Source organism: Ekhidna sp. (assembly GCF_965247405.1).
GTDB lineage: Bacteria > Bacteroidota > Bacteroidia > Cytophagales > Cyclobacteriaceae > Ekhidna.
In genome coordinates, this window is sequence record NZ_OZ252014.1 from 3,880,413 (window position 1) to 3,892,939 (window position 12,527).

The 12,527-nt window shown below is 40.9% G+C and carries 16 protein-coding genes; 5 read left to right on the plus strand and 11 right to left on the minus strand.

Going from position 1 to position 12,527, the window contains the following annotated elements; all coding sequences use genetic code 11:
- Window positions 1–14: 14 nt before the first annotated feature.
- On the plus strand, window positions 15–545 hold the full coding sequence (locus ACP14Y_RS17865; RefSeq protein ID WP_424964259.1) for an adenine phosphoribosyltransferase: 531 nt from the start codon (window positions 15–17) through the stop codon (window positions 543–545).
- Here the strand turns inward: ACP14Y_RS17865 and ACP14Y_RS17870 are convergent.
- The 8 genes from ACP14Y_RS17870 to ACP14Y_RS17905 all read right to left on the minus strand — a co-directional run bounded on the left by ACP14Y_RS17870 (window position 539) and on the right by ACP14Y_RS17905 (window position 7,019).
- On the minus strand, window positions 539–910 hold the full coding sequence (locus ACP14Y_RS17870; RefSeq protein ID WP_424964260.1) for a hypothetical protein: 372 nt from the start codon (window positions 908–910) through the stop codon (window positions 539–541). The genes ACP14Y_RS17865 and ACP14Y_RS17870 overlap by 7 nt on opposite strands.
- Window positions 907–1,746: a metal ABC transporter permease gene (locus ACP14Y_RS17875; protein WP_424964261.1), complete on the minus strand. Its 840-nt coding sequence runs from the start codon at window positions 1,744–1,746 to the stop codon at window positions 907–909. The genes ACP14Y_RS17870 and ACP14Y_RS17875 overlap by 4 nt, the downstream gene beginning before the upstream one ends.
- Window positions 1,747–1,776: 30 nt before the next feature.
- Window positions 1,777–2,130 carry a four helix bundle protein gene (locus ACP14Y_RS17880; protein WP_424964262.1) on the minus strand — a complete coding sequence of 118 codons (354 nt, stop codon included), beginning with the start codon at window positions 2,128–2,130 and terminating at the stop codon, window positions 1,777–1,779.
- Window positions 2,131–2,155: 25 nt separating this feature from the next.
- Window positions 2,156–3,448 carry an iron chelate uptake ABC transporter family permease subunit gene (locus tag ACP14Y_RS17885; RefSeq protein ID WP_424964263.1) on the minus strand — a complete coding sequence of 431 codons (1,293 nt, stop codon included), beginning with the start codon at window positions 3,446–3,448 and terminating at the stop codon, window positions 2,156–2,158.
- Complete coding sequence (locus ACP14Y_RS17890; RefSeq protein ID WP_424964264.1) at window positions 3,448–4,239, minus strand: metal ABC transporter ATP-binding protein; 792 nt, start codon at window positions 4,237–4,239, stop codon at window positions 3,448–3,450. Before ACP14Y_RS17890 ends, ACP14Y_RS17885 begins: the two co-directional genes overlap by 1 nt.
- A complete protein-coding gene (locus ACP14Y_RS17895; RefSeq protein ID WP_424964265.1) occupies window positions 4,236–5,150 on the minus strand; it encodes a metal ABC transporter solute-binding protein, Zn/Mn family in 915 nt (304 codons plus the stop codon). The genes ACP14Y_RS17890 and ACP14Y_RS17895 overlap by 4 nt, the downstream gene beginning before the upstream one ends.
- Window positions 5,147–5,824, minus strand: coding sequence for a metal-dependent transcriptional regulator (locus ACP14Y_RS17900; RefSeq protein ID WP_424964266.1), 678 nt, complete (start codon window positions 5,822–5,824; stop codon window positions 5,147–5,149). The genes ACP14Y_RS17895 and ACP14Y_RS17900 overlap by 4 nt, the downstream gene beginning before the upstream one ends.
- A 91-nt stretch (window positions 5,825–5,915) precedes the next feature.
- Window positions 5,916–7,019: a hypothetical protein gene (locus ACP14Y_RS17905; RefSeq protein WP_424964267.1), complete on the minus strand. Its 1,104-nt coding sequence runs from the start codon at window positions 7,017–7,019 to the stop codon at window positions 5,916–5,918.
- A 24-nt stretch (window positions 7,020–7,043) separates the two neighbouring features.
- On the opposite strand from ACP14Y_RS17905, the gene ACP14Y_RS17910 reads away from it, so the two are divergent.
- The 3 genes from ACP14Y_RS17910 to ACP14Y_RS17920 are packed head-to-tail and all read left to right on the plus strand — an operon-like array spanning window position 7,044 to window position 9,318.
- Window positions 7,044–7,856, plus strand: coding sequence for a 2,3,4,5-tetrahydropyridine-2,6-dicarboxylate N-succinyltransferase (locus ACP14Y_RS17910; RefSeq protein ID WP_424964268.1), 813 nt, complete (start codon window positions 7,044–7,046; stop codon window positions 7,854–7,856).
- Window positions 7,857–7,905: 49 nt separating this feature from the next.
- Window positions 7,906–8,694, plus strand: a complete 789-nt coding sequence (locus ACP14Y_RS17915; RefSeq protein ID WP_424964270.1) for a DUF3108 domain-containing protein — start codon at window positions 7,906–7,908, stop codon at window positions 8,692–8,694.
- A gap of 33 nt (window positions 8,695–8,727) precedes the next feature.
- Window positions 8,728–9,318, plus strand: coding sequence for a tetratricopeptide repeat protein (locus tag ACP14Y_RS17920; protein WP_424964271.1), 591 nt, complete (start codon window positions 8,728–8,730; stop codon window positions 9,316–9,318).
- An 8-nt stretch (window positions 9,319–9,326) separates the two neighbouring features.
- Here ACP14Y_RS17920 and ACP14Y_RS17925 read toward each other — a convergent pair whose 3' ends face one another.
- Genes ACP14Y_RS17925 through ACP14Y_RS17935 form a run of 3 tightly spaced genes read right to left on the minus strand, consistent with a single transcriptional unit; the run spans window position 9,327 to window position 11,547 of the window.
- The gene (locus tag ACP14Y_RS17925) at window positions 9,327–10,745 is read right to left on the minus strand and encodes a Na+/H+ antiporter NhaC family protein (RefSeq protein WP_424964272.1); all 1,419 of its coding nucleotides are present in this window, start codon (window positions 10,743–10,745) and stop codon (window positions 9,327–9,329) included.
- Window positions 10,746–10,763: 18 nt separating this feature from the next.
- Window positions 10,764–11,306, minus strand: coding sequence for a DUF4136 domain-containing protein (locus tag ACP14Y_RS17930; protein WP_424964273.1), 543 nt, complete (start codon window positions 11,304–11,306; stop codon window positions 10,764–10,766).
- 28 nt (window positions 11,307–11,334) lie between these two features.
- Window positions 11,335–11,547 (minus strand): hypothetical protein, encoded by a 213-nt coding sequence (locus ACP14Y_RS17935; RefSeq protein ID WP_424964274.1) that lies wholly within the window; start codon window positions 11,545–11,547, stop codon window positions 11,335–11,337.
- A gap of 170 nt (window positions 11,548–11,717) precedes the next feature.
- Here ACP14Y_RS17935 and ACP14Y_RS17940 point away from each other — a divergent pair, with 170 nt between their 5' ends.
- Window positions 11,718–12,527, plus strand: coding sequence for a hypothetical protein (locus ACP14Y_RS17940; protein ID WP_424964275.1), 810 nt, complete (start codon window positions 11,718–11,720; stop codon window positions 12,525–12,527).

Genomic DNA, 12,527 nt, shown 5'->3' on the forward strand with positions numbered 1-12,527 from the left:
TTTATTTCTAATCGATGAATCTCCGCCAAAGAATTATTGACTCCATTCGAGATGTGCCTGATTTTCCCAAACCCGGGATCGTTTTCAAGGATATTACTCCACTATTGAAAGATGTGCAGCTAAGTGCAGATATTACCGATGCTTTGGCGGATTATTGGAAGGATCATGAACTGGATGCAATAGTCGGGATTGAATCTAGAGGGTTTATATGGGGGAATGCTTTGGCGCAAAAGCTGAATATACCGTTTGTGCCTGTCAGGAAAAAGGGTAAACTCCCCGCAGAAACGCATTCATTTGCTTACGATCTGGAATATGGCTCGGCAGAGTTGGAGATTCACAAGGATAGTATTCTAAGCGGTCATCGTGCACTGATTCATGATGATTTGCTTGCTACTGGTGGAACGGCTGTAGCGGCAGCAGAGTTGGTGAAGATGGCAGGAGGGGAGGTAGCAGGATTTTCGTTTCTGGTGGAATTAGGATTTCTTAATGGAAGAGCACCATTAGATAAATTCACGGCTCACATTCACTCCATTATCTCTTATTGAGGCTCTCTGAGCATTACCTGAACCAGATTGGCCCGGCCTATCGCATTGAATCGAATGGATAGAAACTCGATGGTCTCGTAGCTCCCGCAGGTGTCTGGTGGAGTAAGGCGATAGTGAAAAAACTTCTGATTACGTTCATAGAGCTCATGTTCTCTTGCTTTACCAAGGAGACTTTCCACTTCATTTTGGGTGCCTTCCAGGATAACATGTTGATTTTCAATGATTAGATCAGTGATTTCCAATCGATAGGTACTACAGTCCTCGTCTGCATTGACCCATTTCTCTTTATCGAAACCATCGATAGTAAGGGATTTATAACAAGACGATAACGTGAGTAAAATAAGTAGACCGAAAAATTTATTCATTTTTTTAACCTTTCAATTGTGTAGCAGATGGCGAAAATAACACCCGAAACGGTCACCATTGCTCCTGCGATCGAACCATCAAGTAAATAGCTGAGCCAATATCCAAAAAAGGAACTCAGCACCCCGAAAAACGAGCTAAGTAATAACATAGACTTGAGCTTATTTGTTATCAAGTATGCTGATGCAGCAGGTGCTATCAAAAGTGCAACAACCAGGATAGCACCAACAGATTCAAATGAAGCGACAGTGGTTAGCGAAACCAAACCCATGAGCGCATAATGCCACTTTGAGGTGGAGATGCCAATAGCCTGCGCAAAAGAGGCGTCAAACGTGGTGATGAAAAGCTCTTTATAAAATAATACCACGAAGAGAAGTATCGTGATCAGAACAACCGATAGTATGATCACAGCTTTAGGCCCGATAGGGTCACCGTCAGAGGTGTACATGAGATCTATCGGAACATAAGCGATCTCGCCATGGAGAATGCAATCTTGATCAATGTGTGCGTTTCCGGCATAGTAGGTAACCAGAATCACCCCAAGTGCAAAAAGCCACGTGAAGGTCACACCAATTGAAGCGTCGGTTTGGAGCTTTCCTTTCTGATGGAAGAATTCAATGAGAAATGTGGTCAGCACACCCAAAATACCCGCACCCACAAGCATCCACACGGACTGCATACTGCCAGCTATGAAAAAAGCGATCACAATGCCTGGTAGTACTGAATGAGATATAGCATCACCCACCATCGACATTTTTCGAAGGACAAGGAAAGAGCCTAGAATGGCACAACTTACTGCCACCAAAGATCCGGTCAATATGATCCAAAAAGCGTCCATTTATTTCAATTGGCAATGAGTAATTGACAATTACCCAGATGACTCCATTATTTTCCATAAAATTTTAAGGATTTGTTCACAATCCTCCAACAGCAACTCAGCTTTGCCTACTTCTATGTAGTTAGTATCCATCAATAGTCTAAGCCAATATTTAGTTTCTCTTGCCTCTTTATAGGCAATACTCATCTTATACTTAAAATCCTTTTTTGTATATCCACCATTCGCCTCTTCCACATTGGCACCAATCGATGTACCACTTCTCAGTAATTGTTTAGAAAGAACAAATTCTTTTGCTTCTGAGGTTAATGTTTTGTAACACTCAATTATCTCGATAGCGAATGAGTAAGATTTATCAAGTATTACATTTTCTTTCTTCTGCTCCATTTTATTAATTGTTCATTGATAATTGTTAATTATTTCTTGGAATATCAGATGAATGTGGGTCAGCTGTTGGATATTCCAACAGCTTTTCCAGCCTTGCTTCCAATTCCGGAGTGATGACGTGCTCAATGGTATCAGCATCCTCGTGCACATGATCAGGGGCAATGCGCAAATATTTCGTTAAATAGAGCTCCCATAGTCGATGAAGCCTAGTGATTCGTTTTCCTTTTTCAAATCCCTCGTTCGTGAGGTGCCAGGTGCCATTATCGCCTTGTACATAGCCATTTACACGCAACTTACGTAATCCTTTGGCTAGCTGGGCAGGAGAGAAGTTTCTAATTAGTTGGATGTCGTCGATAGCTACATGGCTAAAGTGATCACCGCTGTTTTCACCAATGCGGTAAAAGGCTTTTAGAAGGTTTTCTTCCAAAAGCTGACGTTGAATAGAAAACCGTCTCCACTGCCTGATCACAATTCCTTTTCCTGGCGCAAAAAAGAAAGAAATAAGTGCGATTATCGAAAGTATCATTACCATCCATGGGCCTGTGGGCATAGAGGGCGCACTGTAAGAGATGTACGCACCGCTAATTCCAGAGAAGGCACCAAAAATGGATGCCAAAAGGATCATTCTTGATAGCCTGTTGGTCCAGAATCTAGCTGCGGCAGCTGGCGTTATCAGCATGGCTGCCATTAAAACAACACCTACGGCTTGTATACCCGTAACCACCGCCAGTACAGTAATAGAGGTTAGAATCGTTTCGAGTCGTTTGATTGGTAGCCCTATGACGCGCGCAAACTGAGGGTCAAAACTGATCAACTTGAATTCTTTATAAAATAAGAATACAGTTATCAATACAATTACGGCGATCAGGCTGAACGCCATCAAGTCTTTACCAACAAGTGCAGCAGCTTTTCCAAACAAGAAAGTATCCAGGCCACTTTGAGACGCATTTCCTGAATGTTGAATGTACGTCATCAATAAAATGCCAATACCAAAGAATACTGAAAGAGAAAGCCCGGTGGCCGCATCTTCTTTAATCTTAGTGTTTTGGGTGATGGCATCCATGACAAGGATGGATATCCACCCTGAGATAAATGCACCTATGATGAGTAAAAAAGGATCTTTACTGCCAGAAGCCATGAATGCAATACAAATGCCGGGTAAAACCGCATGAGAGATGACATCCCCAACCAGTGATTTCTTTTTGATAAAGGTGAAGCAGCCCACCACTGCTGAGCTAATGGAAAGTAATATGGTACCAAACACCACATATTTGATGTTAGGATATTTGAAAGAAAAGAATTCGATCAAGGTCTCCATTATTGTTTTTCCCGTGCTTTGAATTCGCCTTTTTGTACCAATTCCCCAACCTCAGTAAGCAATGTAAGCTTGCCGCCATAGGTCTCTTCCAGCAATTGAGGGGTGAATACATCTTTCGTTGGGCCCGAAGCGACCAGTCGCAGATTTAGCAGAATTACCCATTCGAAGTAGGTTTCCACGGATTGCAAATCGTGATGAACAACAATAATAGTTTTTCCCTCTTTGGATAGGTTTTGCAGAATTTTAAAGATGGCTTTTTCCGTAGCAGCATCCACTCCCGCAAATGGCTCATCCAAAAAGTAGATATCTGCATTCTGAGTCAATGCTCTGGCAAGAAACACTCTTTGCTGCTGTCCACCGGAGAGTTGTGATATCTGACGCTTGTAGAATTTATCCATTCCCACCATTTCCAATGCTTTCATAGCCGCATCTCTGTCTGCTTTCCTTGGATTTTTAAAAAGCCCCAGGCTGGCATACCTCCCCATCAGCACCACATCAAGTACAGAAGCAGGAAAGTCCCAGTCTACTGACTCTCGCTGGGGTACATAGCTTACTCTTTTTCGAACATCGTCCAACTGTTGATCAAATAGTTTGACATATCCGGAATTCATGTCAACCAAATCCATTATCGCCTTTATCAGTGTGGATTTTCCAGCTCCATTTGGACCAATGATCCCACAAAGCGATCCCCTTGGAACGGAGAGGTCAATACCCCACAAAACTGGTTTCTTGTCGTAGCTGACAGTTAAATCGTGGATTTCAAGTGCAGGATTATCTACTTGCTGTATCATTTCAATGCCTTTACAATTGTTTCCACATTACTTCGGAACATGCCGATATAGGTCCCTTCTTCAGTCCCCAGTTCACCCATGGCATCAGAGTAGAGGTAGCCGCCGATCTTCACTTCATGTCCTTTTTCCTTACATCCTTGTACAACCGCATTGATGGACTTTTCAGAAACACTTGTTTCCACGAAAATGGCTTTGATATTATTTTCGATTATCAGGTCAATGATTTCAGCGATATCCTTCAACCCAAAATCAGCTACCGTTGAAATGCCTTGAAGTGCTTCTACACGAATACCATAGGCATCACCGAAGTAGACAAAGGCATCATGAGCAGTGACAAGGATGCGCTGGCTTTCTGGAATTTCGCTGATTCGACTTCTAACGTATGCATCTAGGCTATCTAGCTTTGAGAAATAGGTTTGCATGTTGGTCTCGTAGTATTTCTGATTAGCGGAATCCAGTTTGACAAGTGCATGGCTGATTGCCTTAACAGCGTACCTCCATCGCTTCACATCGAACCAGATGTGTGGGTCGTAAGCATCTTCATAGCCAATGGCTGATTTGAGCATTTCCCTTGGAACAGATTCAGCAGCAGCTATTGTCGGTTTCTGCCTGCCGAGCTTTTTGAGGATTTCACTCATTTTCCCTTCCAGCAAAATGCCATTATAGACAATTAGGTCTGCCCTGTTGAATTTCGCCAGATCACCCTGAGTAGCTTTGTATAGATGAGGATCCACACCTGGTCCCATAATCGCCTCAGCAGCCACCTTGTCTCCTGCGATGTTAACTACTGCATCATATAGCATTCCAGTAGTTGCAACTACATGTGGCTTCCCATCGTTGGTTGATTCTTTGTTTGTCGACGAGCAGCTGGCTAATAAGATTATGATAAAAACGAAAATTGTTATTCTCATTTCTTTTCAGTTAAAGTGATCATTAAGTTTTCAGCAACTGCTTTGGAGATAAATTGTTTCGGACCTTCATCGATGGTAACAGAAACGGAACCATCGAAATCCATTCGTTCATCCACATGAATTCTGGAGCCAAGTTTAACTCCAAGTGTATCGAGGTGCTGGAGTAGGAGGGTGTCGTCGTTATTTACTGCTACCACGATTCCATTCGATCCAACTTTTACATCAGAAATAGACGCTCGGACGGTCTCCTTCATTACTCCGTCTTCGTTCGGAATTGGATCTCCGTGAGGGTCCATGGTTGGGTAGCCTAAAAACTTATCCAAACGCTTGATGAGACTAGGTGATTTGATATGCTCCAATTGCTCAGCGATCTCGTGAACTTCATCCCATTTAAAGCCCAACTTTTCAACAAGAAAGACTTCCCACAATCGGTGTTTTCTAACAATTGTCAAGGCGACTTTTTTTCCTTTCGATAAGAGCGTGGCTCCCTTATACTTTTGATATCCGATCAGATTTTTTTGTGCCAATCGCTTAACCATGTCATTGGCTGAAGCAGGAGTAGTGCTCATGCTTTCTGCCAGGGAATTGGTATTTACATTTTCTTTCCCTTCGGCAGAAAGGTGGTAAATGGCCTTTAGATAATTCTCCTCGGTGAAACTTAACTCTGAAATCATGCCTTCAAAGTTAATTTATTTTTAGATTACTCTAAAAAAATATTTAGAATTATATTTTATTGTTAGTATAATTAATTGTAAATCAACAGAGTTAATTATTATGAGTTAATCTATTCAATGATGTTATAATTTTAGATGATTCATGCTCCCATGTGGCATTCTCCGGATATTCATTTTTGAATAATCTATCGGGATTTCTGATCATTTTGAGGATTTTTTCCATGGAAATATGATTAAAATCTACAGGGATTGAACCTCCGAGGGTCTCTCCAACAGTATTCCATAAAGTGTCTTGCTCTATCAGATATGGTAGCCGGTATCGGGAATACTCATACAACTTGGTCGGGATTTTATCTTTATTGACTTGGTTCGGTGAGTACCCAATTATTCCTACGGATGCTTCTGTTATGGCTTGAAGAATTTCATCATGTGGGATAGGATCTAATGAAATATGAAGACTCAGATCTGGTAATTCTTTGGCTTCATTTTCTAACTTCATTTTTAGCTTTGGATCGTGTACCTGACCAACGATTCTTAAAGAGACATCTGGTTCTGATTTCAGCAGTTCTTTGTAAAAATTGATCGCTTTGTCTATTCCTCCATAGTGAGAAATAGTACCAGTGAAAAGCACCTGTATTCGCTTGTTTTCTTTACGATTGATGAAGGTATCATACGCCTTGTTTTCAACTACTACATTTTTATTTTTTACGAAGGGTAACTGTTTATCATAACAATTTTCGGCAAGCCAATATTTGGAGATGAATGATCTACTTACGGTCTCTTTAAGACGCACCATACGGGCATATATCAGTTTAAAAATATTGGGCTTAATGCTTGTGAGATTCAGGTAGTAATTTTCCTGAACATCATAGATGATTTTACACCTGCTAATAAGTTTTGCAATGAGGGAGACATAGATCAACTCATGGGTGGTGATAATCAAAATGGTCGGCTTAATCTGTAGGATTTTTAGAAGAATTTTAATCCGTACGATCCATCTTTTTATCCATTGATTTCCACGAATTGAATGAGGATAAAACTTTATGTTCTCATAATATGGTTCTTTTTTCGAGGCATTTCCTATGATATTAACTTCATATTTATTTGTTTTCGCTATTGATTGAGAAAGCTTCCAGTAAGCACGTACATCATCGATGGGTTTGAGGACCGAAGCAATCACAATCTTTTTCTTCATATCACTGTAAATATTGATTATTAGATGGAATTAAAAAACCTCATAGAGGCGGCATGGGAAGATCGATCCCTCGTTAACAAGAAGGATGTATCTGTGGCGATTAAGACAGTCATAGAAGAATTAGATAATGGAAAACGTAGAATTGCAGAACCAGATGGTGATGACTGGGTGGTGAATGAATGGCTCAAAAAAGCCGTTATTTTGTATTTCCCTTTGATGAAAATGCAACTCATTGAAGTAGGTCCTTTCCAGTTTCATGACAAGATTAAACTTAAATCTGGATATGATCAGCTGGGTGTACGTGTGGTGCCTCATGCAATTGCACGATATGGTGCATTCATACAGAAGAATACAGTTCTGATGCCCAGCTATGTAAACATCGGTGCGTATGTGGATGAAGGAACAATGGTGGATACCTGGGCAACTGTGGGAAGCTGTGCGCAAATTGGAAAAAACGTCCACTTGAGTGGTGGAGTGGGTATTGGTGGAGTGTTAGAACCTGTACAGGCTGCTCCTGTAATCATTGAGGACAATGCCTTTATTGGATCCAGATGCATCGTGGTAGAAGGTGTTCGGGTTAGTAAAGAGGCAGTACTTGGTGCAAATGTCGTTTTAACTGCCAGTTCTAAAATCATTGATGTTACCGGATCTGAGCCTAAGGAATATATAGGATATGTTCCACCAAGATCGGTAGTTATTCCAGGCTCAATACCCAAGAAGTTCCCTGCCGGAGAGTTTCAGGTTCCATGCGCATTGATCATCGGGCAAAGAAAAGAGAGCACCGATAAAAAGACCTCATTGAACGAAGCTTTAAGAGAAAATAACGTTTCTGTATGATAATGGCACTCATGTTGTAGTGATGGAAAGTGTACCAACGTTAAAAGTCATGAAACTTGCACTCTTATTATTGTTGGGAGCCTTTAGCCAGGCTCAGCCAATCATGGAAAACAAACCTGTCAGTAAAGGTGAGGTTTTAAAATTTAAACTTTCATATGGGTGGTTCACCGTAGGAAGAGGAACTTTCAAAGTATCGGATGAACATGTCATCCGCGATGGAGCAGAGTGTATAAAAATAGATGTAGAAGGCCGAACAGCCGGCCTTGCAGGGGTTTTCTCTAAGGTGGATGATAAATGGGGGGCAATCATTGATAAGAATTCGTTTCTGCCCTATTATTCCTACCGGGATCTTTCTGAAGGAGATTATGACCTTGAAGAAGAAGTATTCTTTAATTATGACTCGATGAAGATCAGGTTTGAGCAGTCTTCTAAAAACGACAAAGAGCCCAGGCCAACTCGATATTTTGATATAGATGAGGGAAATGTTTTTGATATGATGGGCGGGCTCATGTATGCCAGAAGTATCGATTACAGAAAATTAAAGAAAGGCGACACAGTTCGTATGGATGCTTTCTTTGATAAGAAATTCTATGATTTTGAAATGATCTACCATGGCATTGAGATGGTAGATACCAAAGTAGGGGATATCTACTGTCACAAGGTGATTCCGATAATGGAAAAGAATAGTGTTTTTGTTGGAAAAGATGCGATTAAATTTTGGGTTTCAGCTGATGCTAATCGTTTACCCCTCAAAGTTTCGGCCGATATGAAGTTTGGAACGGCATATTGTGAACTAACCGGATATAAAAACGTAAAAAGCGGCATTGATTTTGATTAATCAGTCTACTTTTGCCGACTTTATACGAATTGCATGAAATACATAGTATATACGCTAGTCCTTATGTTCACTGTAGCTTGTAATACACAAGACTCCATCAGTGGTGATGATTATTTTGATGATGAAGAATATGCACAAGCTATTGAAGCGTATACTTCGTATCTGTCGACTCATCCTGATCATGTGAAGAGTCTTTACAATCGAGGGAGATCTTACGAAGAAGTTGGAAAAACAGAAGAAGCAATCGAAGACTTTGAGGCGATCATTGACCTGGACCCTAAGAATATCAATGCTTATTTAAGCCTTGCCAAAATCTCTTACAATATCAGAGAATACAGCAAAGTATTAGTCTATGCAGGTGCTGCAATTGACCTGAATGAAAATATGGCTCAGGCTCATTTCCTGGCTGGAAGAGCTGAACATCAACTGGGTTATTTTGATCAGGCTCTTGAATCTTACAATAATGCCATTGCTATTAATCGTGATTTTGGTGAAGCCTATTTATACAGGGGAGCAGTTAAAGTAGGGAAGGAGCAGGTTCGTTCCGCTTGTGAGGATTTCAGATTTGCCAAATCGTTGGATGTGCCCGAAGCTGATAAAGCAATCAAAGACTACTGTAAGTAATCCGTGAGTTATACAATGAATCCAGTGATGAGGTAGCAAACGATTGCCAACCCACCGGTAAAAAGCGCATATGGAAGCTGCGTTCTAACATGATCAATATGATCACATCCTGATGCAACAGAGGCAATTAGTGTGGTGTCAGAGATTGGTGAACAATGATCACCAAAGACTCCACCGCCCAGTACCGCGGCGATCACCAAATAAAGATTTGCATCGACTGCAAAGCTTAATGGCACACCAATTGATATCATAATTGCAAAGGTTCCCCAGGAGGTACCGGTGGCAAAAGCGATAAAACTGCTGATGACAAAGATCAATGCGGGTGCTACCTCTGGTATCAACCACGAAGAGGTCACCCTGGAAACGTAAATGCCCGTCCCAAGCTCGTTACATAGATTACCGATGGCAAAAGCCAGCACCATCAGTATGGCCATCACAAGCATGTCACTCATTCCCTTGAATGACTGATCAATGAATGTCTTTATGGTGAGCATCTTTTGGAAAGCATACATAATTGCAGCTGTCAAAAAACCTGTAAAGCAGGCATTAAGCACAGCTTCAGAGCCAGATCCATTACTGATGCTATACCATATTTTGTCTGAAATCCCACCTGTGACCGACGCATCCCAACCTCCATAGATTAAGAAAAGTGGCATGGTTAGCACCATCACTGCGATGGGCACAATCATGTTTAAGGGAGAAGTTGATTTCCCGGCTGTAGGGTCAGCCTCATTCGCTTCCTCATTCGGTAGCTGTTCAGCTACTTTTTTCATCTCTCCAAATTCTTTCCCGGATAGCGATAGCCAAAACACAAACACCAAGGTGAGTATGGCATAGAAGTTAAATGGAATAGAGTATACCAGGGTGGTAAAAGGATCTACATTTGGAAATGCAACAAGCAGCCCCATTACATATGCTCCCCATGCATTAAGGGGAAACAACACACACGATGGAGCGGAACTGGAATCTGCCAAATACGCAAGCTTTTCTCGTGGAATTTTATGCTTATCGAATAATGGTCTAAAGATGGTTCCAACGGTCAGGATGGAAATGTTTGACTCTACGAATATCAGAAACCCGGTGAGAGCAGAGGTGGCCTGTATTTTACCTTTGAAATTCTTCTTTCCCGATAATCGTTTTTGCACCCAGTTGATAAATCCATTGATGCCTCCGGAGAACTTGATTAGTTGGATCAGTGCCCCAATAATGAGTGTTAGAATAATTGTCCGGGTATTACCCAGGCTTTGAAATACCTCCACAAACGCGCTAATGGTCGATAGAAACCCTTCAAAAAAATCACCTCCCTGGATGATCAGATAACCAACAAAAATTCCCAATGAAAGAGAAAATACGACCTGTTTGGTTTTTATAGCAAGGCCAATTGCGAGGATGGGTGGTACCAGGGACCAAAATCCGTAATCTGTCATTCCGTGATTTCTTTCTCTTTACTTCTCAATGGTTTTTAGTGACTCATCCTGTTGACCTGACAAGGCACGATAAGGATAAGTTGTGAAGATATAACCTACTGCCCGATTGATAGCCTTGGAAACTTTTTTTTCTTTCTTCTCTTGCTTCAGGTCATAGCTTCCTTGCCAAACTAGTTTGTTGTTAGAGTCAAACAATTCCAACAGAAGAATCGATTGGTAGATTGTTCGGGTTGTTACCGGAAAAGGTTGATAGAAATAGGGGTTCACCTGATTATTGTTGATTTCTACTCGAGTGTTGGAGGTAACTTCATACCTCAAGGTCAGATCAGGGGTGACGTTTGAAATTTCATAACCGCGTCGGGTCATTTGTTGATGTATATTTTCTTTAATTAGGTCAAAGATGGTAGTATTCTCAGGCGTTACATTTTTTGATTCGGACTTGGCTGAAACCAAACGATAGGTCTCAAATTGACCAAATTTTGCTCTCTCATTCACATAGGAAACAATCTTGGGACTGCAGCCAGTTGCAACAAGATAAAGAAGTAAGAGCCACCTTTTCATTAGGAGGCTAATTTATGAATTTACCTGATCATAAATTGAGGAAGAGTGAATTTGTCCTTGCGATATTTAGCGCGTTTAGAATCTTATCAGCCACAGAAACGGTTTCCCTGTTGAATTCATAGAGCACCTCAAAGCGATCTTGATTAAGACTCCCAGTTGCTATCGATTTATAGTCAACATAAGGGCCCGCCTCATAGATTTGAGCATCAGGATTGAACCATATAAGAAGCGTATCACTCATGATATTATGATCTTATACAGCTGGTTGAAATGTAAAAATATGAATAAATAATCTTGGTTTAATTCAAATAACGAATTTTTTAGATGGGTTATTACGTGTACTCATCGAAATAATTGATACTTTTCACATCGATAGCACCATGTTTGGAGTGATAAAGAGAAAAATCTAAAATGAGTAGAGTAGCGTATTTCTTCGCACTAGCTGTTTTGAGCTCAAGCACTGTTTTTTCTCAGGTAGCATCAAAAAATGAAACCAATCTCGCTGGGGTATTTCAGGGTGAGACACTATTTATTCAAAACCCATTTGATAGAACGGACAGAAAGTTTTGCGTGGATAAGGTATTTATCAATGAACGTGAAGTAGATATCAATTACAATCTTAGTGCACTTAAAATTGATTTTAAAGGGTATGATCTGTACACCCCAGTGAAAGTCCGCTTGGTACACAAAGACTCTGTTTGCGCACCCGCTATCATTAATCCCGAAGCTATTCTCTTTCATACAATTTTTCGATTTGTAGATGTTTCGCTCACTGATAGTGCCCTTGTTTGGAGCACGAAAGGAGAGTCTGGAGCGGGAGAGTTTGAAATAGAGAAACTAATGAATGGGGTGTGGGTGGATCAGGAAATCAGAGAAGCACTAGGTCGATATGAAGGTGCTCAGTATACGTATTATCCGAATTTGGATGAAGGAGCCAATAAGTACCGTGTTCGTTATAATTTTCCTCCCGGAAGGAGAAATGATTATTTGTATTCGAGAGAAGTAGAATACGATCACTACCCGGAACCGGTAGAGTTTCAACCAAAGTCAGCCAAAACAAGGCTTTATCTCTCCCGAGTCACCCATTATGAAATCTATAATGATGGACAAAAGTTAGTCTTGGAAGGCCAGGGCAAAGAAATAGATGTCACTGTTCTACGTCAGGGACGATATGTTATCTATTTTAATGGCAGAGATCCGGGTACGTTTATTAAAGAATAA